Annotated in this window: 17 protein-coding genes and 1 tRNA gene; 4 read left to right on the top strand and 14 right to left on the bottom strand. The window is 39.4% G+C overall.

What is annotated here, in order from left to right:
* The first annotated feature begins 11 nt into the window (after positions 1 to 11).
* On the top strand, positions 12 to 782 hold the full coding sequence (locus NG743_RS13240; RefSeq protein WP_257120227.1) for a nucleoside phosphorylase: 771 nt from the start codon (positions 12 to 14) through the stop codon (positions 780 to 782).
* Here NG743_RS13240 and NG743_RS13235 read toward each other — a convergent pair whose 3' ends face one another.
* The 3 genes from NG743_RS13235 to murA all read right to left on the bottom strand — a co-directional run bounded on the left by NG743_RS13235 (position 783) and on the right by murA (position 4,527).
* Entirely contained in the window at positions 783 to 1,580 is a 798-nt protein-coding gene (locus tag NG743_RS13235; protein WP_257122112.1) for a Uma2 family endonuclease, read from the bottom strand.
* 342 nt (positions 1,581 to 1,922) lie between these two features.
* Positions 1,923 to 3,017, bottom strand: coding sequence for a Gfo/Idh/MocA family protein (locus NG743_RS13230; protein ID WP_027403233.1), 1,095 nt, complete (start codon positions 3,015 to 3,017; stop codon positions 1,923 to 1,925).
* A 130-nt stretch (positions 3,018 to 3,147) separates the two neighbouring features.
* A complete protein-coding gene (murA, locus tag NG743_RS13225; RefSeq protein ID WP_257122151.1) occupies positions 3,148 to 4,527 on the bottom strand; it encodes a UDP-N-acetylglucosamine 1-carboxyvinyltransferase in 1,380 nt (459 codons plus the stop codon).
* Between the two features lie 284 nt (positions 4,528 to 4,811).
* Between murA and NG743_RS13220 the strand changes: the two genes are divergently transcribed.
* Positions 4,812 to 4,895: transfer RNA gene (locus NG743_RS13220), tRNA-Leu, on the top strand.
* 739 nt (positions 4,896 to 5,634) lie between these two features.
* Here NG743_RS13220 and NG743_RS13215 read toward each other — a convergent pair.
* The 5 genes from NG743_RS13215 to NG743_RS13195 form a co-directional block, all read right to left on the bottom strand.
* Positions 5,635 to 6,264 carry a ribonuclease D gene (locus tag NG743_RS13215; RefSeq protein ID WP_027403231.1) on the bottom strand — a complete coding sequence of 210 codons (630 nt, stop codon included), beginning with the start codon at positions 6,262 to 6,264 and terminating at the stop codon, positions 5,635 to 5,637.
* 91 nt (positions 6,265 to 6,355) lie between these two features.
* Entirely contained in the window at positions 6,356 to 6,907 is a 552-nt protein-coding gene (locus tag NG743_RS13210; RefSeq protein WP_027403230.1) for a CAP domain-containing protein, read from the bottom strand.
* A 587-nt stretch (positions 6,908 to 7,494) separates the two neighbouring features.
* Positions 7,495 to 8,733 carry a tryptophan synthase subunit beta gene (gene trpB / locus NG743_RS13205; protein WP_027403229.1) on the bottom strand — a complete coding sequence of 413 codons (1,239 nt, stop codon included), beginning with the start codon at positions 8,731 to 8,733 and terminating at the stop codon, positions 7,495 to 7,497.
* Positions 8,734 to 9,333: 600 nt separating this feature from the next.
* Entirely contained in the window at positions 9,334 to 11,040 is a 1,707-nt protein-coding gene (locus tag NG743_RS13200; RefSeq protein WP_257122111.1) for a serine/threonine-protein kinase, read from the bottom strand.
* Positions 11,041 to 11,228: 188 nt separating this feature from the next.
* Positions 11,229 to 12,077 (bottom strand): alpha/beta fold hydrolase, encoded by an 849-nt coding sequence (locus tag NG743_RS13195; protein WP_257122110.1) that lies wholly within the window; start codon positions 12,075 to 12,077, stop codon positions 11,229 to 11,231.
* A gap of 164 nt (positions 12,078 to 12,241) precedes the next feature.
* On the opposite strand from NG743_RS13195, the gene NG743_RS13190 reads away from it, so the two are divergent.
* Positions 12,242 to 13,774 carry a SagB/ThcOx family dehydrogenase gene (locus NG743_RS13190; RefSeq protein WP_193962907.1) on the top strand — a complete coding sequence of 511 codons (1,533 nt, stop codon included), beginning with the start codon at positions 12,242 to 12,244 and terminating at the stop codon, positions 13,772 to 13,774.
* Positions 13,775 to 13,857: 83 nt separating this feature from the next.
* On the opposite strand, the gene NG743_RS13185 is transcribed toward NG743_RS13190, so the two are convergent.
* From NG743_RS13185 to NG743_RS13165, 5 genes are all read right to left on the bottom strand, one after another.
* Positions 13,858 to 14,595, bottom strand: a complete 738-nt coding sequence (locus NG743_RS13185) for a Uma2 family endonuclease (RefSeq protein ID WP_027403225.1) — start codon at positions 14,593 to 14,595, stop codon at positions 13,858 to 13,860.
* Between the two features lie 572 nt (positions 14,596 to 15,167).
* Complete coding sequence (locus NG743_RS13180; protein WP_027403223.1) at positions 15,168 to 17,519, bottom strand: DUF3769 domain-containing protein; 2,352 nt, start codon at positions 17,517 to 17,519, stop codon at positions 15,168 to 15,170.
* A 248-nt stretch (positions 17,520 to 17,767) separates the two neighbouring features.
* Positions 17,768 to 17,884: a photosystem II reaction center protein I gene (locus NG743_RS13175; RefSeq protein ID WP_035082549.1), complete on the bottom strand. Its 117-nt coding sequence runs from the start codon at positions 17,882 to 17,884 to the stop codon at positions 17,768 to 17,770.
* A 306-nt stretch (positions 17,885 to 18,190) separates the two neighbouring features.
* On the bottom strand, positions 18,191 to 18,880 hold the full coding sequence (locus tag NG743_RS13170) for an acyltransferase (protein ID WP_027403222.1): 690 nt from the start codon (positions 18,878 to 18,880) through the stop codon (positions 18,191 to 18,193).
* Between the two features lie 708 nt (positions 18,881 to 19,588).
* Positions 19,589 to 19,804 carry a hypothetical protein gene (locus NG743_RS13165; protein ID WP_257122191.1) on the bottom strand — a complete coding sequence of 72 codons (216 nt, stop codon included), beginning with the start codon at positions 19,802 to 19,804 and terminating at the stop codon, positions 19,589 to 19,591.
* Between the two features lie 529 nt (positions 19,805 to 20,333).
* Here NG743_RS13165 and glgP point away from each other — a divergent pair.
* Positions 20,334 to 22,898 carry an alpha-glucan family phosphorylase gene (glgP, locus tag NG743_RS13160; RefSeq protein WP_027403221.1) on the top strand — a complete coding sequence of 855 codons (2,565 nt, stop codon included), beginning with the start codon at positions 20,334 to 20,336 and terminating at the stop codon, positions 22,896 to 22,898.
* Positions 22,899 to 23,133: 235 nt separating this feature from the next.
* Here the strand turns inward: glgP and NG743_RS13155 are convergent, their stop codons facing one another.
* A complete protein-coding gene (locus NG743_RS13155; RefSeq protein ID WP_027403220.1) occupies positions 23,134 to 23,517 on the bottom strand; it encodes a hypothetical protein in 384 nt (127 codons plus the stop codon).
* Positions 23,518 to 23,688 lie beyond the last annotated feature (171 nt).

Genomic DNA, 23,688 nt, shown 5'->3' with positions numbered 1-23,688 from the left:
ATTAGAAAAACATGAATAATAAAATGCTATATCATATTGGTTTTAGCAAAGCAGATTTAGGTGAATTTCCTCCCGAAATTGCTTTATTATCAGGTGATCCTGATCGGGCTAATTTTATCGCCCAAACTCATTTACAAAATGTGCAGTTACTATCAGAAAATCGGGGACTGCATAGCTATTTAGGCGATTTACCCAATGGAAAAAAGATCTTATCTGCTACTAGTGGTATGGGTGCGCCTTCTTTGAGTATTGTGGTTAATGAGTTAGTACAAGTAGGTGTTCAAAAAATTATTCGCATTGGTACTTGTGGCTCAATTCAACCATATATATCTGTTGGGAGTATTGTTATTAGTAAGGGAGCTTTGTGTCGTCAAGGTGCAGCTAATGATATTGCACCTGTAGAGTATCCAGCCACAGCAGATCCTTTTCTCACAGTAGCTTTAGTGAAAGCAGCACAAGAATTAAAAATTGAGCATTATTTAGGAATTACAGCATCAGTTGATACCTTTTATGAAGGACAAGAACGGACTGATTCAGCTAATCCTTATTTAATCCGATCTCTTAATGGAATTACCGAAGAATATCGCCGCTTAAATATTTTGAATTACGAAATGGAAGCAGGAATGTTATTCAAAATGGCAGGTGTTTATAACTTTGCCGCTGCGGCTGTTTGTGCTGTCGTGGCTCAACGTACAATGTCAGAAGATGTTATTTTATCAAAAAAGGATTTAGCTATCAACAATGCCATTTTAACTGCTATCTGTGCGGCTGCAAATATCTAGTTAAGCATCTTTAGGCAAATTATTGGGGTCAATTCCCTGCGATCGCAAATAAGCTATTAGCCGTTCTTTTTCCTCCCGTTCTTGTTCCGCCCGTTGATGTTCCTGTTCCGCCCGTTGACTTTCCTGTTCCGCCCTTTGGCGTTCCTGTTCAATCAATTCCACAGCCCAAGGTAACAAATTACCTGATTGATCCCACCATCTTAACCAATACCCAGAACGACCTTCCTTTTCCCCTCGCCAAGTTCCTAAAAACAGTCCCATTGCGTCAATCCAATGACGACCATTCTCATCTGGTTGTTTTAATTCATAACGTCCATTTTCCAGTTGATAATATTCTAATAATCCCCCATTTGGCTCAAATATGATGTAAATGGCAACTTGTAAAATTTGTTCGTAAAAAAACCATTTTCCCAGCGGATAGGTACGCTTAACTGAATATTCTCCACCGTCTTTATCTGATAAAAACTCCATCACTACAGCAGGTATATCCCCTTCCAAATTGGGTGTATAGCTTTTCCGTTCTGCTAATATCTCTTTAACAGAAGGCACATATACCCAATCAGGTGCTTTAGCCACAAATTGCTCATTTAATGTGGCACACAGCCCGAAATTGGCAGCGATTAACATCTGTGGTTGAATAAATCCACTGATTTCTAAACTTTCCCGCAAAGCCCCCGCTAAAAGTGGCTGTCCTGTATTTTCCACTGGTTCATCCTCTAACTGAAAATCATCGGGTAAGGCTTCCCAAGAGATGACCAGTCCAGTCTGTGATTTGATTTCACTGAGTAGGGTTGCCATAAACGCCACCTTTGGTTGATTTATTTTTATTGTATCCTAATATATTTTTATTGTAAATCTCAGAAAAAATATTGTATAATTTTCTCAGCCAAAAAACATTTTTATATAGTTTAAATTAAAAAATATGGATCAACCAATTCTTAAATTTATTTTTACCCAAAACTATAAAAATCTCTCGTTATCTCAATCTGTAGAGTTAAAAAATCTCAATATTTTTATAATATCAAATGGTTCTGGAAAAAGTATAGTCCCAGAAAATTTACAAAAAAGATGTCCTTTATTTCGTGAACTTTATAATTATCTACATGATTTCTGTAGTAATTATTAGTCATCATCATTCACCTAATCTAAAAACTCTCCCAAACTTGGTACATTTACCCAACTTCCTCTTTCATGAGATTCATGGGATAAATCCATTAACAATTGCGAATAAACCCCTTCTTTTAGAGAAGGTGTAGTTTGTTGATGATTAGTAATTCCTTTTACCCATTCATCAACAACCCGAAGAAAAGCACAAATTCGCCCATCATGATAATTTTGAGGAAAGAGAAATTGTTGCGGAACTGCTATTTCTTTTAAAGATTCACCCGGTTGAGAACCCCAAACTTGAAAACCATGAATATAGTCTTTTTGATTTTTGCTACCTAAAACTAATGTTCCCTTATCCCCATATACTTCTATCCAATGAGTTCTTTCTGCATGAACAACTGCACTAATAGAAACTTGACAAGGTGTACCATTTACTAATTCCAAAGATAATAAACAAGTATCATCAGTATCAACTGCTTGTAATTCTCCATTTGCAGGGTTCACTCTTTCAGAAATAGCAGTAGTTAAATGAGCATTTAATTTACCAACTGAACCGAATAACCAATTAATATAATCGAAAGCATGAGAACCTAAAGAACCTAAAGCACCTCCACCTTTTTCTTTACTAGAATACCAATTCCAAGGACGAGAAGTATCAGCGCGAGAAGAACCCAACCAATCAATTTTAATTAATCGGATGTTCCCCACATAATTTGCAGCCAGAAGTTGAGCGAAAAATTGCCATTCTGGGACAAACCGAAATTCAAAATCTACAGTTGCAATTACACCTTGACTCTTTGCTAAGTGATATAATTCTTTAGCTTCGGTGACATTTAAAGTTAGAGGTTTTTCTAACAAGAGATGTTTACCAGCTTGCAAAACCTGTTTAGCCATTTCATAATGCAAAAATGGCGGTGTGGAAATGCTGACAGCTTCAACTGTGGGTAAAGCTAGAATTTCTACTAAATTAGCACTTGCATAGGGGATATTATGACTGGTAGCAATAGTTTTTGCTTTATTAATATCTCGATGATAAACAGCGACGATTTTAGTATTATGATGTGCTTGAAATGTAGGAATATGAACTTTTTGACCAAATCCCGTACCAACAACTGCTACCCCAATCATGTTTAGTTTTTATAAAATTTACTTAATAATAATTGTACAGATTAATTGGATTTTTAGAAAGTTAATGGCGAAAATTATTAATAAATAAAAATAATCGCCATTAAATTCACAGAGACAAAATACTCAAACCTTAGATAGAAACTGAGGGTGGGGTAATAGTGTTATTAGCAAGTAAATCTACATCTTTCGATGCTTCATTTACGCGCAGAATTTTCGCTCCTAACTGCTGCAACTTTAGATCCAGACGATCATAGCCTCGATCTAAGTGGTGTAATCCTTGAACAATGGTTGTTCCCGTCGCTGCTAATCCGGCTATGACTAAAGCTGCGGAAGCTCTTAAATCCGTGCCTATGACTGGCGCGCCCGATAATACTGGCACTCCCCGGACAAAAGCAGTATTACCTTTAACACGGATATCCGCGCCCAGACGATTTAACTCAGAAGCATGACGCAAGCGATTTTCAAAGACTGATTCGTTAATGATACTGTCACCTTCAGCTACAGTTAGTAAAGCCATGAAAGGTGCTTGCATATCCGTAGGAAAGCCAGGATGGGGCAAGGTATCAATATTTATAGCTTTGAGAGTTTTCGCTGGCAAAATCCGTAAGCAATCTTTCCCTTCCTCAATAATAGATATACCAATCTCCTGTAACTTGGCAATAACGGGGATTAAATGATCTGGTACAACAGGAGATAGAAGTAGTTCAGAACGGGTAATTGCACCAGCAATTAATAATGTTCCTGCTTCAATGCGGTCAGGAATAATAGTATAATCAGTAGAGTGTAATTTAGGTACACCGACTATCGTAATTGTACTTGTTCCTGCACCTTGAATTTTTGCTCCCATTGAGTTACAGAAGTTAGCTAAATCAACTACTTCTGGCTCTCTGGCAGCATTATCAATGATGGTTTCTCCATCTGCTAGGGTAGCAGCCATCATCAAGGTTTCTGTCGCACCAACACTGGGAGTATCTAAATAGATTTTTGCTCCTGTTAATCTGCCATTATTCCCAGGAACATGAGCATTGCAAATACCGTGTTCAATTAACACTTCTGCGCCCATTGCTTGCAGTCCTCTGACGTGCAAATCTACCGGTCTAGCACCAATGGCACAACCCCCTGGTAAGGGCATTTGTGCTACTCCTAGTCGAGCTAAAATTGGACCAATGGCAAAAAAACTGGCTCGCAGTTGGGTAACTAGTTCATAAGGGGCTTTAGATGTGGTAATTTCTCGCGCATCAACATCTAAAATGTCCCCTTCTCTATTTAAACGTAATCCTAAAGCTGATAAAACTTGTCCCATCCGTTCTACGTCCGCTAATAAGGGAACATTGCGAATGCGACAATCACCGGAACAGAGGAATGTTCCAGCCATGATTACCAGGGCGGAATTCTTAGCTCCGCTAATTTTTACATGACCCCCCAAAGGATGCCCTCCACTGATTTGCAAGACTGAGGAGTCTGTTGCCAGTGAAGACTTGGCATCTGGTAAGCTGCTAGAAGAATTAATAAGCCTACCTCCAAAAGTACGTAATTATAAAGGTTTGACGTTGCTTTTTATTCTAAGTCGATTATCTTCTGGCTAAAAGCAAAGAAGAGTCTTCTCTAAGTTGTCAAATGCCATAAATGCCGTTAGATTCTATCATGCAGTATGCCAGCTTGATTGGAAAAATGGGGATTGGCTAGATGTGAACAAAATTTTAAAATTGTTCTGTCTCTATTCTGGCAAATCTTTTCTTGACAAATCAAAAAAATTAGGCAATAATGATGGACTGTTAATAAAATTCGATGCCTGCGGAACTGGCGGAATTGGCAGACGCGCTAGATTCAGGTTCTAGTGCCTTCACGGGCTTCCGGGTTCAAGTCCCGGGTTCCGCATATTAATTCTGGATGTAGCTTTTTACTAAGCGTAAGCCACAAAATAAATGATCCTGTTTTGTCATGCTGAATGTAGCGTTCGCCGAGCGTGGCGTTAGCCATAGCGAAACGAAACATCTCAAGAGATTATTCACTACACTTCGTTTCGTAATGCCTCTGGCACGCTGCGCGAACAGAGTGACATTGGGCATTTCTTTTTGTGGAGTTCTCTAAAACGTTCTTGTATAGTTAGCGGGCAAGATGCCCGCACCACAAGAAAATTTGGGATACTTTTTAAATTGGATAACTCTAAGAGGGTGTTTGAAAAGTCATAATTGCTGTATCAAATGTTCTACCCCTTACCTTATAAAGGCTATCGTGTACACACAAGTTAAATTACCCCCCTTAATCCCCCCGATGCTTTGGGGGAAACCGGAAAAATCAGTCCCCTCCCCAAAGCATCGGGGAGGGTTAGGGTGGGGTAATTTGAGGAATAATGGTGACTCCTGCTGTAAGTAGGTGAACACAATAAGGGACTTCCAAGAAATAAATTATCCTGATTAACGAACCACAGAGGCGCAGAGGACACAGAGGAATAAGGGTTTGAGAGATTTTTGCGTTAGGTGGTTGAGTATTTTTTTATTTGGAAGTCCCTAAAACCAAACTGTGTAAAGAAACGTAAAATCGCTGAAAACTTCTTTACTCTTGCCTCTTGCCTCTTGCCTTGCTATAACGACAATTTTCAACGCCAACCTACTTATCAATGTTCAAATAAATCCTTGAATTGTAATAAATCTAAAGTAACTATTGTGGGTAAAACTTGAAAACATTCTTGGGCAACTTGCGAACGTTCTTCCCGTTCTAACATAGTTGTAAGCTTTTCTCGTACACTTAACAAATAACGGACATCATTAGCCGCATAACTTAATTGTGCATCAGATAAATTACTAGCATTACCCCAATCAGAACATTGGGAACTTTTGTCTAATTCCACCTTTTCCAACTCTAAAACCACATCTTTTAAACCATGACGATTTGTATAAGTTCTAGCTAACTTACTAGCAATTTTAGTACAAAAAATTGGCTGTACAATAATATCTAAATTCTGCCGTAAAGTAGCAACATCAAATCTAGCAAAGTGGAAAACCTTGACAATATCAGTTGCTTCCATTAAAACTTTCAAATTTGGTGCTACCGTTTGTCCTCTAGAGATCCGAATGGCTGTGACTTGTCCTTCCGGGTTGCAGAGTTGAACTAGACATAAGCGATCGCGCCCAGGTAAAAGTCCCATCGTTTCCGTATCAACAGCGATCGCCGGAGATGTTAAATACTCAGCTAGAATTTCATCACTTAAGTCGCGATCGCTAACCTGAAAATCTTGTAATGTCATGAACTTATCAAATATAAATTATCTTTATTTTGCCAGACAACATGACCCAAAATTTCTTTCTTCCCCCTGACTCCTACCCCATCAGCAACCCCTACTTATTAGCATTCAAAAATATTTGCGTTAAATACACTTCCCCCTTCTGATTAGTAGCCACACCAACCCCAGTTAAATTATATTTACCCTGAAGATTCTTCAGATGACCGGGACTTTTTAACCAACCAGAAACCGCCTCATTGGCAGGATTGCTATATCCAGTATTATAAGCCACATTTTCTGCCGCACTAGTGTATTTAAGAGGAATCGCCATCACCCGCTGTTCAAATCCTTGATGGCTAAAAGGAACTTCACCCGTCGCCATATTTTGACTGTGAATCCTGGCTTGCTGACTGATTTTTTCGCTTAAATTTAGTTGTTTTAGCCCGCGTTTTGCCCGATATTGATTAATTTGAGTAAAAACCGATTTCTCTAAATTAGTAGTTTCAAACCCAAGATTAGATATTTTGGCTTGACTTGTCACCAGTGATGAAGGCTGATATCGGCCAGGTTGTTTAGCAGAACTATTATCTGGATTCGCAGCAGTCATATAGCCACTAGCGATGACAAGCGTACTTAAAGCGATGCCAAAAGCAGTTTGTCGTAACATAGATTTTTAAGCTAAGTAATGTATGGATTTACTGGATATATACCCTATCTTCTGATTATCAGAATACTTACCAGGATACTATTTGCCGAATATAAACTAAAGAATCATCAAATTTTCACAATTCAAAGCAGTCATATCTCACTCATGACTATAAAATTAATAAATGTTATTTACACTACATTATTAATCAAAATTATTAGCAATAAGTAGTATCCAATGATAGATGTCATAGATACTATTTTTATTAATCAATTATTTTTGACAAAAACTTGTAGCAGGAGTCACCGAGGAAGAGTTAGATCAAGGTAGGAATAGCAGTAGGGGTAAAGCATGAGCCATTGGTGTCAACTTAAGCTCAAATCCCTACCACATCTCGTTCCTAGTCTCTGACTAGGAATGTAGTTAATGAGGCTCTGCCTCTAATATTATGGAAGGCAGAGCCTTCTAGAATTCATTCCCAGTCAGAGCAGGGGAATGAGATGACTTGAGTTCTTTGCGGGATAGAGGTTTTACGTTAAGTTGACACCAATGAGCATGAGCTAAACCCCTACCTTGTGAATCAAACAATCAAGCCGTGTTGGGTATAATTAGTGAATTAAGAACTTAGCCGCCGTTTGCACATCCTTATCGCCGCGCCCAGAACAGTTAATAATGAGCTTAGGACTACCTGCAAGTTGAGGACAGAGAGTTTCCAGGTAAGCGATCGCATGAGAAGTTTCCAAAGCTGGTATAATGCCCTCCAACTTCGACAAGCGTTGGAACGCCTCCAAAGCCTCAGCATCCGTCACACTGTAATATTCAGCCCTGCCAATATCCTTCATATAACTGTGTTCAGGACCAACACCAGGATAATCCAATCCAGCACTAATAGAATGGGGTTCAATCACCTGTCCATCATCATCCTGCAAAAGATAACTCATCGAACCATGTAACACACCAACCTGTCCCTTTGTCAGAGTAGCTGCGTGTTTGCCAGTATCCACACCCTCACCAGCAGCCTCCACCCCAATTAACCGCACAGATGATTCTTTCACAAACTCGTGAAATAGTCCCATAGCATTAGAACCACCACCCACACAAGCCAACAGAATATCAGGCAACCCACCCCATTTTTCCAGAGCTTGAGCGCGAGTTTCCTCACCAATCACCGCATGAAAATCCCGAACCATCATCGGGTAAGGATGGGGACCAGCCACAGAACCCAGGATGTAATGGGTCGTTTCCACATTCGTTACCCAGTCCCGGATGGCTTCAGAAGTGGCATCTTTGAGAGTTCCCGTCCCCGCAGACACCGGACGAACTTCCGCCCCCATCAGCCGCATTCTGAACACATTTAAAGATTGGCGTTCCATGTCGTGAACACCCATGTAAATAATACATTCCAAACCAAACCGAGCGCAAACAGTCGCCGTTGCTACACCATGTTGTCCTGCACCAGTTTCCGCAATAATCCGCCGTTTACCCATACGCTTGGCTAATAATACCTGACCGAGAGCATTATTAATCTTATGTGCGCCAGTATGGTTCAAATCTTCCCGCTTCAAGTAGATTTGCGCCCCTGTACCATCAGGACGAGCATAATTAGCAGTCAGCCTTTCAGCAAAGTATAAAGGAGTAGCCCGTCCGACATAATCTTTCAATAAACCTTGTAATTCAGCTTGAAAAGCCGATTCATGGCGATACTTCTGATATGCTGCTTCTAATTCAGCCAACGCCGGCATCAAAGTTTCAGGAACATACTTACCACCAAAGCGGCCAAAACGTCCTAGAGTATCAGGTACTGAAGCCGTTTGTGAGAAATGAGGAGAGAGAGGAGTAGTAGTCACGGATTGGGTAAAATAAGAGAACAAAGTTAATTGTAATTCTAGAACAATATTGTAGTCAGGGCTTCTAGCTAGTCCCCCCTTCCCAATCTCCACAATTCTCGTTCCCAGTCTCTGACTTTCTCGTTCCCAGTCTCTGACTGGGAATGCCATTTTCGAGGTTCTACCTCCAGTTATAATTGAGGCAGAGCCTCTTAACTGTATTCCCACGCGGAGCATGGGAACTAGAGAGTTCTCTATTTAAATAAGAGAATTTCATCTTATTCCCTCGTTCCCAGTCTCTGACTGGGAATGCCATTTTCGAGGTTCTACCTCCAGTTATAATTGAGGCAGAGCCTCTTAACTGCATTCCCACGCGGAGCATGGGAACTAGAGAGTTCTCTATTTAAATAAGAGTTAAATAAGAGAATTTCATCTTATTCCCTCGTGAGCAATCCCTCGTTCCCAGTCTCTGACTGGGAATGCCATTTTCGAGGTTCTACCTCCAGTTATAATTGAGGCAGAGCCTCTTAACTGCATTCCCACGCGGAGCATGGGAACTAGAGAGTTCTCTATTTAAATAAGAGAATTTCATCTTATTCCCTCGTGAGCAATAGATAATTACTATAAATTACTAGGTACTGTTTTAAATTTATCTATTGAACCTAGAGAATAATCCTCTAATTTAAAATCAGCGAAAGGCTTTTTCTCTAATCTATCTCTTAAAGCTTCATCTAATATTACCCCTTCAGCTTGTTTTTTGACACCAATGATAATAATACTACGTTGATAAGCTGTTGAATCAAGGCTTGCTTGACAATCTTTTCTCTGAAATTGTCCCAGATTTAATAAGCGATAACCTTTAACACTGGGTGTACTACTAAATATCTTTTTTCCTAATAATTGGATTTGCTGAGAACGTTCTAAAGCACGTCTTTGTTCGGCGGTAATATCACCTTCACAAGAGGCTGTGCCTACGGAAATAATCTCGCTGGGATTTTCCATAATTTTCTGAATTCCTTCTTGTTCTAAATTAGATTTTAAGGAATCAAGGGTAATAGTTTGATCATTATATTTAATTTGATATGTACTGCCTAATTGCCATTTATATTCTACTGATAAAACCGCAATATTAAATTCGGCAACTCTCCCTTGACTATCTTTTCCTTCTTCATAGGGAAAATAATCAACCTTACCTTGTTTAACTGGTGCTTGTCCATAGTCAGGAGGTAAAGCCGCAAATTTGGTATTTCTAAATGCTAATGATACCCACCAAAGTAGTAATAAAGAAAATATTAAAGCTGCAAACCAGGATAATAATGGTAATTTTTCAGGTTGTTTTAGCGGGGTAATAACGGTATTATTGGTGGTTGGGTTATTAATTATTTCCGTTTTTCCTAACCCGCCAATATTCCTGGTTGTGGATGCATTTTCTGTGAGTTGATGTTCAATTTCTGCTAATCTTCTAGAAATTTCTTCAGCATTGCTAGGACGTTGATTGACTGCCATTGACATTAACCAATCAATGAAATCTAATAATAATGGAGAAATATGATTGGCATGATGTCGCCATTGTAAAATATCTAAATGAGGATCATACAATTGTTCGGAGGAAAATCCCGTTAATAAAAATACAAATGTCCGTCCTAAAGCAAAGAAATCTGATGAAGGTATGGCTTGTCCTCGCATTTGTTCTGGGGGACTATAACCTGATGATGAAATTGCTGTCATTCCCCCACCATTGGCTAAATAGGTTCTGGTAATTTCTCTGGCTGTACCAAAGTCAATTAATACTAATTGTCCATCTGGACGAATCATAATATTTGATGGTTTAATATCTCTATGTAGGTATTGTTGGTTATGAACTAAATCTAATATTTCTAATAGTTGTTTTAACCAGACTATGGCTTGGGCTTCAGAAATGGGACGGTTTTGTTGTTGTTTTAACCATTGTTCTAAATTTGGTCCTGCAATTTTTTCCATCACCATACAATGCAAGATGAGATTATTTCTGGTTTGATAGGGAAAATAACCTTCTGTTTGGGGAATTCCAGGATGATTTAGTTGTTGTAAAACGTTGGCTTCTTGTTGAAATAGTGCTAATGCTTTACTATCATTTGTTAATTCTTCTTTCAGGACTTTGAGAATTTTTGGGGTGTCTTGTTGGTAGGCTTCGTAAATTTTGCCAAATCCAGTTTTATCACTCAATAAACGTAATACTCGATAACGTCCTATCAATTCCAATTGAGAACCACAACTTTGACAAAAACGGTTTTCGTCATTATCTGGATGGTTGGGTTGAGGACAAACTGGATTAATGCAAAGGCTCATAATAGGGAACAGGGAACAGGGAATAGGGAATAGGGAATAGGGAATAGGGAATAGGGAATAGGGAATAGGGAATAGGGAATAGGGAATAGAAAATAGGGAATAGGGAATAGGGAATAGGGAATAGGGGTAAATATGTATCTTTAATTTTGCTTTCTACCAATTACCAATTACCAATTACCAATTACCAATTACCAATTATCTGATGTTTGTGATGCTAAAAAAGTGGCAACTGTTTGATTAAATTCTGTGGGGTTGGTTAAAAATGGCCAATGATTTCCGGGAACTTGACACAAACTTAAGTTCTTGAGGTTGGTTTTGTAAGGTTGAATTTGCCAATTTTGGCGGTTTACACCTTTTTCTGGTTGTATAAAGAGAGCAGGTGTATCAACTGGGTGAATAAAACCTGGTACTTCCATAACTGCGTCAAAAATGCCATCACGGGCGGCTATGGTAAATTTGCTACCCCAAGTCCCGTTGGGTTTTTGTTCAATTGCGGCTTGAAAAACTTGCTGTTGCAAAGAACTCCAATTTTGATATTGACTGAGTTGTTTAATTTTGTGTTCAGCTTCTTGGTAACTGGTAAAGGGTCCCATACTTTTGAGGAAAGGTAAGACGCGATACAAGAGAGGAAATGTGATTTTTAGGAAACTGGGCATTTTCCAGATAAAAATGGGATCTACTAAGGTGATACTTTTTAATCTGGTTGGGTTCTCTCTAGCCCAAATAGCGGCTAATTTCCCTGTCCAGGAGTGGCTGACGATATGAGCCGCAGACCATCCTAGTTTGTCCATTAATGCTTCCAAATCAGCGATCGCACTGGCAAAGCTATAATCTTGTTCTGGCTTACTACTCTCACCATGACCACGCATATCTGGCGCAACTATATGGTAATTTGCTGCTAAATAATCTCCCAAACTAGACCAAACCAAGGCATGATCAGCCATACCATGTAATAACAGTAATGGTTCTTGACCTTGACTCCATTCTAAATAAGAAAGTTGAATATCAGATGTTGATAGAGTTTGACGTACAGGCATGATTTTGTCAATCTTTTCCAGGACAGGGGAAGAGGGAATTTTACCAGAAAAATAACTTTTTTGGGATTAATTTTTAATTTTGATGATTGTACTGATTAGCACGAATTAATGGAACTAATAAATGTCAAAATCAAGAGTAGAACTACAAGGATATTAAAATTACTATGCCAGAAATAGAACAATCCATTGCCCAACACTATCACGACCGGACTAAGTACCACCCTGAAACCCTGGCTTCTAAAAGTCGTAATTTAGACTGGAATAAACAGCCAGTACCGTTCAAAGAGTATAAAATTGGCTCTGACATTGACCTTAAACCTTATCTGCAAGAAACAGCGGCAACTGTTGCCAATCAACAAGATACCAAATGGTGGTGGCGGCTTTCTCAACTATTATTTCACAGTTATGGACTCACTGCAAAAATGCCTTCCTTGGGTAATACAGTATACTTACGTTCTGCGCCTAGTGCGGGGGGCTTATATCCGGCTGAAGTATATTTAGTTTCTCGCGGGACACCATTATTACCGCCGGGACTTTATAACTATCAATGTCGAACTCATTCGTTAATGCACTTTTGGGAAAGTGATGTTTGGCAAAGTTTACAATCTGCTTGTTTTTGGCATCCTTCCCTGGAAAGTACCCAATTAGCTATGATTACAACTGCGGTTTTTTATCGTTCGGCTTGGCGTTATGAAGACAGGGCTTATCGGCGGATTTTTCTGGATACGGGGCATCTTTTAAGTAATATTCAGTTAGCTTGTAATATTGCTGATTATCGCTCTCATTTAATTGGCGGTTTTGCTGATGAGGCTGTTAATGAATTACTTTATATTGATCACGAACAAGAAGGAACAACTGCTGTTTTAGCTTTGGCAGATTTGTTAGATGTGCGCCAAAATTTACCACTAGGACGGACTGCTTTACCTTCGACAACTGCAACTAATTATCCATCTATTCCTGATGGTGAATTGCTGAAATATTTTCATCTAAATACCCAAATTCCTGTGAATAGTAGTAGTAAGTTAAATTTACCAAATGTGGAACTAGAAAAGTCTTTGGAAGATAAGTATAACTTCCCTTTTTGTGAAAAATTTTCGACTCGAACTACACCAATTTATTGGGGCGCAGATTTAGCAGATTTATCGAATACTCTCTATAAACGCCGTTCAACTCGTGCTTATACTGGTGATGATTTAAGTTTTGATGAATTGAAGGCTTTACTTGATTTTACTTATCAACCCCAAAATTATATTGACCAAAATTTAGATCCTCACCCTGATTATTTTGATTTGAATTTAATAGAAACATTTGTAGCTGTTTCTGGAGTGGAAGGATTAGATCCGGGTTGTTATTATTACGCACCTAAAGCCCAAGAATTACGGCAAATTCGGTTTAAAAATTTCCGTCGAGAATTACATTTCTTATGTTTAGGACAGGAATTAGGCAGAGATGCAGGTGCAGTATTATTTCATACTGCTGATTTAAAAAATGCGATCGCTCAATATGGAGATCGTGTTTACCGTTATTTACACTTGGATGCAGGTATTTTAGGACAAAGGCTTAATTTAGCAGCCATTCGTCTTAACTTAGGTGTTAGTGGCATCGCTGGTTTTTTTGATGACCAAGTAAATAATGTCTTAGGTATCCCTATGGATGAAGCAGTGATCTACATTACGACATTAGGAAAACCCAGGTAGAAGTAAAGGAGTCAGGAGTCAGGAGAAAGAAGAAAGAAATTATTCCCCTGCTTACAATATCAACCATAATCACAACATCATCATTAAACTTCCGGTTCAATACCAAGGGACTTTAATTGGGCAATTAGACGATCATTTTTCTGATGTTCTAATTCCGCCCTTTCCTCACCACTTAATAACAAATTACCCTGTGAATCCCAGAACCGTAGCCAAGGTAATTCCAAATTTTTATATTTACCTTGCCAAATCCCTAACTCAATTCCTAAAACGGCAATCGGATAATGTCCACGTTCATTGGCTGCTAATAATTGATATTGTCCTTCCATAAAATGATAAACTTCTATACTGGCTTTGTTCACTCCATAAATACAATAAAAAGCCGGATGAATCACCTGTTCATAAATCCAAAATTTACCTTTCCAGAGAGTTTTATCTCGTTCTTTATCACCATTTCCAGAAACAAATTCCAAGACAATTAGTGGAGCAATAAATTCCTGCCAAAGTACATAAGACTGTCGTATTTCACCATTGACAATAGGTGGCACGTTCGGCACATAAAACCATTTTGGAAATTCTGCACCGCATTCTGGAGTGTAAGTCATTTTCCAATAGATACCTAAATCCTGTCCAATACAATATTGACCATCTGGGTGGTATTTTTGTAATATGGGTTTGATAGATTCTGTTAGTAAAATACCTTGAAAATGTTCTTGCCAATTTTGACCTACGGTACGCTTTGCTAACACAGGCGTACTGTCAGACTCAGGTAGTTGAGTATGGTCTGGAAAACCATTTTTAGCCGTAGAGTCGCCGCTAACCATTATATACTTTCACTTTTTTGCTGAGTGTATAAACTATTGTATACCAATCTTCAACCATTACTTAATCAATATCAAATTCTCAACACATCTCCAGCAACTGTATTTGATGAAATTGCCCAACTAGTAGTCTGTCAACCTGAAAATGACGGGTGAAGGTAAGCAGGGGGTGGGGAGGTAGGGGGGGTGGGGGAGGTGGGGGAGGTGGGGGAGGGAAGAACAGAAGTTTTTTTCCGCTCATTACCTTGTGGGTTGGGTTTCGCTATCGCTCAACCTGACAAAATTCTTGATAATGTTGGGTTATGGCTGATGCCTCCGGCGATAGCGAAGCGCTGCTGCAAGCAGTTCGCAGGGATACGCCACACTTCGTGAACTTGATTGCTTCTCGTCCCTCGCAATGACTGTAAATATTTTTGTCCGATAAAAGTTACTAAAATCCGTGAAATCAGCGCAATCCGTCTAATCCGTGATTCAGACCTTTTTCTCTGCGTAATGCATATAATCCGCAATTCTAACCTTATTTTTTTCAAAATGAGAATTGCTGGGCAAATACGGGCGGTTGCCCCTATGGATTTTTAATTATCTTGACGGATTACGCCACCAACAACGGGTTTAATTTCTCCACTGGAAAATGGATCTGTGCCACCTGTCCAATTAAAGTCACTAATGCGAATACTAAAACCGCCTAATTCTAGCACCGGATTATAACGCAGAGTAATACCGTAGGTGCGGCGGCTGTATTCGACTATGTAATCAGTGCTGGTGCTTTTACCTGTATCTAGATTAATGGATGTTTGCAAACCTAACTTAAGTGATCCATAGATTTGCTGATAAAGTCCTGCATTCAGGACTCTGTTATCCACTGAACGATCAAAAAGAAAGGGTGATAAACCGCTATTAGTTCCTTGGGAGTAGGTGAGATTAAAGGCGGTATAATCTAAGTAAGGGCGAGAGAAGTTACCAATCTGTCCTACTAAGCCAATAGTCCCAGTTAAGGTAGTTTGGTTATCACTGCTACTATAATAGCTAGTAGTTCCTGTGACACCTGCGATCGCCTGCAAATACGGTACGATAGGAGTAGGGGTATATTTTAATCCCTCACTAGCTGTAGCTGCCAATGGTTTCCCTTGCCACAAATTGATACCACCACTCAAGGCCACAGTTCCTTGTAAACGACCCAGAGAAATGCGATCGTTTTTTCGTCCTGGTGAGAGTAAATCTTGACGGTCAGTATTTGCATCTATATATTGAGCGCCGCCTTGATAACTAAGATTAATACCGGTTTTGCCTAAAGGAATAATAGGAGAACTGATGATGCCACCGAGACTACTTTGGACAGTTTGATAGCCAAGGCTACCATTATATAGGCGATCGCGGTAAATAGACTCCAAACTCAATATATAAGGATTAACATTACCCAAATTTTGGCGTAACCGCAAACTTCCGCGCAAGTTATTTTCTAACTGATTGAAATCAAAACTAGTTAACTCCCCCGCACCTTCCAAAATAGTTTTCGGACTAAAAACAGCATTTAGCCTAGTCTTCACCCCAAATAAACTAGCCACATTCTCCCTATCTTTAAAAGTCCTTTGCAGATAAAACTGGGGCGTAATAGTCCAACGTTTTTGATTAACATTAATCGGTTCAAAATCCCGTTCTAAATACAAACCACCTCGTTTACTCGTATCAAAACCAGGAGAAACAATAGTCGGATTTACTTTACGTGGACGACGATCTATTGTCCGACTATTAACAGGCAAAGGGATAACAACCTTTTGATCAAAAACCACCCTTTGACGCTGGGTAGTAATTTTATCTATCAAAGGCGCTTCCCGCGTCACATTTACCTGCTCCGCTCTTAATTCTAATTCTGGTGGTGAAAAAGGATCATTAGTAATTCTCACATCTTGCGCTTGAAAACCTCGCGGATAAAATTCAATCCGTTGAGCTTCAAACCTGAATCGTTTCACCGTACCCCCAGACTTAGGCGCAGGGACGTTTCGCGCATCTGATTGACCACTAGCACCAAATTGGATACCCCCTGAACTGTTCACACTCGTCAGCGGCTGATTAGCGCGAATGCGATTACTTAACGGCTGGCTAGATACGCCCCCTGCCGTAATATCTGTAGGTAGAGTTGGTGAAAAAGCAAAATCTGTACTTGCTGTGGGGATATAAAGTTCACCTTTACCGGTTTCTAAATCCCCATTATCTTGAATAAAATTATAGGTAAACCGTTGTCCCTGGAGTACCTGATTACCTCTAGTTAAAACCACATTACCTTCCCCCACCGCAATCAAATTATCCAAATTAATTTGTAGGGTATCGGCATCAATCACAGCCCCATCAAATCTGACGACAACATTACCATCAGCAGTGACAACTCGCCTTTGCTCATCATACTCCTGGCGATCGGCAATTACTTCCACAACTCTGCCTTTCCCCACAGGAATCTTCTCTACTGTCGGCGGTTGGGGTGACGGCGGAAATTCTACAGTCCTAGGTGTAGACTCTTGATTTTCGGGATTGCGAAGCTTGAATTCAATAATATTTTGGATTGGTGCAGCAGGTTTCTTATCACCAACAGACAGCCGTAATTTCCCCCCCGATTCCTGTAAATTCACATTACTGGGCTGATTTGGGGGGATAGATGTTTCCGCTAAAACTGCCGATTGTTCAGGATAGCTAGGTAAAGAATTGGGTGCTAAATTTTCCGGTGGAGATAACAGAGAAAAAGACTTCTCAACAACATTTGCCTGGAATAGGCTGGTACTTGATTGATATTTGTCATCCTGATTTTTACCAACAATTATCAGTTTTCGCTCATCAGTTTTCACCTTGATAATAGGAGCAGAAGCAGCATCATCAACTGGTTTTAAAGATTCAAGACTTGGAGGTAGCTGAGGCGGTAATACTGGATGAAACATATTTTCAAGCTGACCAAAAAGCAAAAAATAAGTAGTGAGACAGAATTAATTACACAATGTCATTGCGTTAGCGCAGCGTGGCGTTAGCCATATATAACGAAGTGAAATGAAGCAATCGCCAGGGTTGTGATTGCTTCCCTTCGCTCGCAATGACTGTAAATATTTTTGTCCAATTACTTAGCCGGAAGGTTAAATCACATCTTAGCCTGTTTCTACCTTCCAGCCACTAGCGCTAATTTATTGGCTATTTATTCTGCATCCCGACGACCAGGGTTACGGGCTGGGTCATTAGACAAAAACCCGAATATGAAAATGCTAACAAACAAACCGACGACAATATAAACAGCGATTTTTAAACTCAACATAGAACTAACTCCCAGGGGTTTACCAAATAGTAATTAACTTATCTTACCCATATCTTGTTCCTTTTGCGAAGGAATAGGAAGAGGCAGGGGGCAGGGGGCAGGGGGGCAGGGGGCAGGGGGCAGGGGGCAGGGGGCAGGGGGCAGGGGGGCAGGGGAGTTGGGGAAGTTGGGGGAGTTGGGGGAGTTGGGGGAGTTGGGGGCAGGAAAAATATTTATTACCTATTACCTATTAGCTATTGGCTATTACCTATTACCTATTAGCTATTGGCTATTACCTATTACCTATTACCTATTACCCATTACCCATTACCTATTACCTATTATATTGGCAACACGATGTTTGATAACTTTTGCTGGTACACCTACCGCAATGGAATAAGGGGGAATATCTTTATTGACTACTGCACCTGCACCAATAATGCTACCTTCACCAATGGTAACTCCATCTAATACAGTCACACCATGTCCTAGCCAACAGTCATCTTTAATAGTAATTCCTTCACGAGTCACACCCTGCTGTTTCATGGGTAGTAACAAGTCTGTAAAAACATGATTATTGGCATAGATGCCACAATGAGAAGCTATCATGCAGTTCTTACCAATGCGGATATCTCCCTGACCAGCAATACATACGCCAGGAGCTATATAAGTATTTTCATCAATATATATAGATGTGTTATCCATGCATCCAATGTCCACATTTCGCTCAATTGTGACTTGATTACTAATATACATTCTATTGTTTTGATGTCCTTTGGCATCTAAACGCACACCCTTGAAGATATTCACTCCATTCCCAATTTCAATAAATGAACTTCCAGTTATTTCCACTCCATGTTGAATAAAAACTTTATTACCCATGCTGCCAAAAATATTTTGATATACCAATCTTCTTAGCTGTGGTCCCATTGCAATTGTTGGTAAATCTCCCAATAAAGTAGTGATTAATAGTTCTTGAAATCTTTGAATTTTTGCAGGATATTTTTGTTCAATCATGATACATATCTCATCAATAAATTATTTCTAAGACAGAAGGAATTCAGGAAGATCAAAAATAATTTTCCTCGATACTAGAAGCAAGCAAATTCATCCATAGGACTCCCAAAATATCTACAAAATTCCCAATTATGGCAATACATAAGTTTGCCTACAGTTGTCAATTGTGTACTCAATTACTGAAAAAATTTCGATTTAAACAGTTTTGCAATGATGTCTAAATAAGTTATTTGATCTAAGTTTAGACTCATTTTTATATGCACCTCTATTGAATTAATCAGCAACGTTAATCACCTTTTTCTGGGTTGCATAAATTCACTAGCTAATATCAGTGCATAGCAGTAGTTAGTCTCAGTTAATCTCTCGGCAAGTAATGGGACAGAATTAATGACACACCCTGTTTTTTGTTCTCTGATAACCTGATTGAAGTTAATTTTGTCAAACTACTGATGAGATTAATTTGGTAAACATATCAACTTTTACTGTATCGGGAAAGTTGAGACAGTTGGTAATGCAACTACGAATACAGAAATATTCATGCAGATCAATTACCAGGAATTTTTGCTATGTTTTTTCCACAAATTGTCTTAAATATTTGTGTTTTCACAACAATGAATTTCCGTAGGTATTAATAGTGCTAGAATCACTTCTTTTGTGTCACAATTTGATTTTTATTCAATTGGGATGATTATTTTTAAATAAAAACTACTATGGTGGAGTGTCTCCCACATCTGCCATGATGTTAAAATTCACCATTGGTGCAAACAAGAAGGCACTACCGCGACTGCTGTGGCGGCTTTCTTGTAAATAACTTGTAGAGTATACGGCTCTAATCATGTTGCACACAAATGATTTATAGACTAAGTAAATTACATTTTCAATTACAGAATTGTTGTTTGGAACAATTGCTATTAAGCATAACATATTTTTGATTGGGTGAACAAGTTTTATCAAAAAAGATTAAGGTAATAAATACAGCAGAATTCAGCAGTAAAAATGGGTTACTGTTCGGCTTTGAATTTAGAGCGTGTACTTCATTAATCTGCAATTTTCTGTAATATATTTAGATCCCTGACTTGTGAAAGAAGTTGGGAATCTTGGATTTAGATTTACTCAATCAATAAAATTTAATTTGTTTTAATTAAGTTTGGACAGAACTGTGAAGTGATCTACTGGTAGCAGTGCTTTGTGACCTGTTTGCATTAGCACTTTGCGATCGCTATTTTGCCTACATACACAGCAGATAATTAAATTTTACTAAAACTTTAGCCATAAATCAGGAAACCCCGTAGACTCATGACACCTTTTAGTTTCATGTTTATCTCTAGAAATTAAATAGTTGCCAATTCTTAACAAAGTCATCAAACGTTGACAAATACGGTATAAAGAGTTGGCAATATTAGGTAAAAACAGTAAACAATATCCATAGCTGAACTTAAAGTTTTTCTAAACTATGCAGCCAATTCGTACTTTTAATGTATCTCCTTCACTACCATCCAGACTAGAACCCCTGCGGAAACTAGCCTATAATCTCCATTTTGATTGGAATGTGGAGAGCAAAGACCTATTTCGGCGTTTAGATCCTGATTTATGGGAATCTACCCACCATAATCCAGTATTGATGCTGGGAACTATTAGTCAAAGCCGACTACTAGAAGTTGTTGAAGATGAAGGCTTTTTAGCGCAAGTAGACCGAGCAGCGCGGCAGTTAGAAGATTATTTGCAGGAATACACTTGGTATAAAAAACAAAGAAATCAGCACCAGAAGGAATGTTACGCCTATTTTTCTGCTGAATTTGGGTTAGTAGATTGCTTACCTATCTATTCAGGTGGTCTGGGTGTACTCGCAGGAGATCACCTGAAATCTGCGAGTGATTTAGGATTACCTCTGGTGGGTGTGGGCTTATTATATCAACAAGGCTACTTTGCCCAGTATCTTAATGCTGATGGTTGGCAGCAGGAACGCTACCTCATCAATGATTTCTATAATATGCCTTTGCATTTGGAACGCAACCCCGATGGTACAGAATTACGGATTGCGGTAGATTATCCTGGACGCAAGGTATATGCACGGGTGTGGCGTGTTCAGGTAGGGACAGTACCTCTGTATATGCTTGATACTAATATTGAGCCGAATAAGGCTTATGACCACGATATCACCGATCAGTTGTATGGTGGTGATATAGATATGCGTATCCATCAGGAAATTATGCTGGGGATAGGTGGGGTGCAAATGCTTAAAGCCTTAGGCTATGAAGTTACTGCTTACCACATGAATGAAGGTCATGCAGCTTTCTCGGCTTTAGAACGCATTCGCATTCTGATTCAGGAAAAAGGACTGAATTACAGAGAAGCTAAACAGGTGGTGTCTTCTAGTAATATCTTCACTACCCACACTCCAGTTCCCGCGGGAATTGACTTGTTTGCTCCTGATAAGATGTTGCATTATTTGGGTTACTATGCAGATATCTTTGGTTTACCGAAAGAGCAGTTTTTAGGCTTGGGACGAGAAAATACTGGTGATTTGTCTGCACCTTTCAGTATGGCAGTTTTAGCACTGAAGATGGCGACATTCTCTAATGGTGTGGCACAATTGCATGGTGTTGTTTCCCGGCAGATGTTCCAAGGTTTGTGGCAGAAAGTTCCTGTGGAAGAAGTGCCAATTGCCGCTATTACTAACGGTGTCCATGCCCGCAGTTGTGTAAGTAAATCTACGCAAGAGCTATACGATCGCTATCTTGGTCCAAATTGGTCATCAGCACCACCTGATAGCCAATTGTGGGAACGCATGGATGCAATTCCCGATGAGGAGTTATGGCGGAATCACGAGCGCTGCCGTTTGGATATGGTGTTGTATGTTCGAGAACATTTAGTCAAACATTTGCGCGATCGAGGTGCTTCTACTTCTGATATTATTCAGGCACAAGAGGTGCTTGATCCTAACGTTTTTACCGTTGGCTTTGCCCGTCGTTTTGCTACTTACAAACGCGCTACTCTATGGATGCGTGATTTGGAAAGAATTAAAAAGATTTTACTCGCTAACAAACACCGCAAGGTGCAGTTTGTGATTGCTGGGAAAGCACATCCTAAAGATATTCCTGGTAAAGAATTGATTCGGGATATTAACCACTTTATCCACGAACACCATTTAGAAAAACAGGTGGTATTTGTCCCTAACTACGATATTCACATCGCTCGCTTGATGGTAGCAGGTTGTGATATCTGGTTAAATACTCCCCGTCGTCCCCGTGAAGCTTCGGGAACAAGTGGCATGAAAGCTGCTATGAATGGTTTACCAAATCTCAGTGTTCTTGATGGTTGGTGGGATGAAGCAGACTATGTTCGCACAGGTTGGGCAATAGGACATGGTGAAAACTATGATGATCCTAATTACCAAGATGAAATAGAAGCTAACGCCCTCTATGAGTTGTTAGAAAAGGAAGTTATTCCCCTATTCTATGATCATCGTGATGGTGATGGTTTGCCTCGTCCTTGGGTAGCAAAAATGAAAGATGCGATTCGCTTGAATTGTCCTTTCTTTAATACAGCCCGGATGGTGCGAGAATATGCAATGAGAGCTTATTTCCCGGCGAGCGATCGCTATCATACCCTCACCGTTGATAATTATAGCCCAGCCAAGGAATTAGCCGCCTGGAGAGCAAAATTAGGTGAACACTGGTTTAGCATCAAAATCAAAGATGTTGACGTATCCGCAGCATCAGACATTGAAGTTAATCAAACTGTAGCGGTGAAAGCTAAGGTAGATTTAGCAACTTTGAAAAATGATGATGTGCAAGTAGAACTATATCAAGGCTCTATTGATGCTAACGGTGATATTGTCAATGCTGTACCTGTGATCATGGATTATCAAGGCCAAGATGCGGAAAATTCCAGTCTTTATACCGCAAATATCACCTACACAACTTCTGGTTTGCAAGGTTTATCTTTGCGTGTCTTACCTCGAAATCAATATCTCTCTAGCCCTTATGAACCCAGATTAATCGCTTGGGCGGAATAAGCAAATAATGTAGAGATGTTCCATAAAACGTCTCTACAAAAATTGTTAAAAATATAGATTTCACCGTTTAGGGGGGTGTTTGAAAAGTCATGATTGCTGTATCAAATATTTTACCCCTCCCTAACCCTCCCCTTTATAAGGGGAGGGTTAGGGATTTTTATTGTTTCCCCCTCAAGGGGAAAGGGGGGGTAACAATGTGATGAAAATTACGGGATACCACTTTTAAAACAACCTCTTAGGGTATAGCCCGGAGTAGACGATTCAAAACGATCTTACCTCTATCAATTACCTGAACACGAATATAATTGGGATCATTTGGTTTCCAAACAACTTGATATTTTGTCCCATTATTATTCCAAGTGTAAATTTGACGTTCATGAGAACCAGAAGCAACAGCACCAGATAAATTAATAGAAGTATTTTTGGGAATATGCTTCCCATAGTATTGATAGGAATTATTGCTAAACTTTAAAGTCACCGTCCACTCTTGATCACTAAATGTATTATTTGGATAGTTAAACTTTTGCACAGCCATAGCTTGGTGAGGAATAGCTATATCAATCATTGCAGGTGTAGAAATTCCTAAAATTGCCGATAAAATAATAGCTTTAGTGTTCATAATCTTCCTATTTGTAAACCTAATGTTATCTTATTGTGTGTTTAGTCGTGAGCAAAATTAAGCTGTTGTGCATTTAGTTTGTATAATTCTAGCGGGCAAGATGCCCGCACTACAAAGTTCAAGTAAATTATGGTTATCAAATTTAGCTGCGTAACAGCTTATTGACGTTAT

The organism is Dolichospermum heterosporum TAC447 (genome assembly GCF_024584745.1).
Lineage (GTDB): Bacteria > Cyanobacteriota > Cyanobacteriia > Cyanobacteriales > Nostocaceae > Dolichospermum > Dolichospermum heterosporum.
Note: the sequence above shows the minus strand (reverse complement) of the source record. Positions and strands in the feature narration are given on the sequence as shown.

Excerpts from the sequence above, each read along its gene's own strand:
- NG743_RS13240 (WP_257120227.1), top strand. The coding sequence starts at position 12 with ATGAATAATAAAATGCTATATCATATTGGTTTTAGCAAAGCAGATTTA.
- NG743_RS13235 (WP_257122112.1), bottom strand. The coding sequence starts at position 1,580 with ATGGCAACCCTACTCAGTGAAATCAAATCACAGACTGGACTGGTCATC.
- NG743_RS13230 (WP_027403233.1), bottom strand. The coding sequence starts at position 3,017 with ATGATTGGGGTAGCAGTTGTTGGTACGGGATTTGGTCAAAAAGTTCAT.
- NG743_RS13215 (WP_027403231.1), bottom strand. The coding sequence starts at position 6,264 with ATGACATTACAAGATTTTCAGGTTAGCGATCGCGACTTAAGTGATGAA.
- NG743_RS13210 (WP_027403230.1), bottom strand. The coding sequence starts at position 6,907 with ATGTTACGACAAACTGCTTTTGGCATCGCTTTAAGTACGCTTGTCATC.
- NG743_RS13200 (WP_257122111.1), bottom strand. The coding sequence starts at position 11,040 with ATGAGCCTTTGCATTAATCCAGTTTGTCCTCAACCCAACCATCCAGAT.
- NG743_RS13195 (WP_257122110.1), bottom strand. The coding sequence starts at position 12,077 with ATGCCTGTACGTCAAACTCTATCAACATCTGATATTCAACTTTCTTAT.
- NG743_RS13190 (WP_193962907.1), top strand. The coding sequence starts at position 12,242 with ATGCCAGAAATAGAACAATCCATTGCCCAACACTATCACGACCGGACT.
- NG743_RS13185 (WP_027403225.1), bottom strand. The coding sequence starts at position 14,595 with ATGGTTAGCGGCGACTCTACGGCTAAAAATGGTTTTCCAGACCATACT.
- NG743_RS13180 (WP_027403223.1), bottom strand. The coding sequence starts at position 17,519 with ATGTTTCATCCAGTATTACCGCCTCAGCTACCTCCAAGTCTTGAATCT.
- NG743_RS13175 (WP_035082549.1), bottom strand. The coding sequence starts at position 17,884 with ATGTTGAGTTTAAAAATCGCTGTTTATATTGTCGTCGGTTTGTTTGTT.
- NG743_RS13170 (WP_027403222.1), bottom strand. The coding sequence starts at position 18,880 with ATGATTGAACAAAAATATCCTGCAAAAATTCAAAGATTTCAAGAACTA.
- NG743_RS13165 (WP_257122191.1), bottom strand. The coding sequence starts at position 19,804 with ATGTTATGCTTAATAGCAATTGTTCCAAACAACAATTCTGTAATTGAA.
- glgP (WP_027403221.1), top strand. The coding sequence starts at position 20,334 with ATGCAGCCAATTCGTACTTTTAATGTATCTCCTTCACTACCATCCAGA.
- NG743_RS13155 (WP_027403220.1), bottom strand. The coding sequence starts at position 23,517 with ATGAACACTAAAGCTATTATTTTATCGGCAATTTTAGGAATTTCTACA.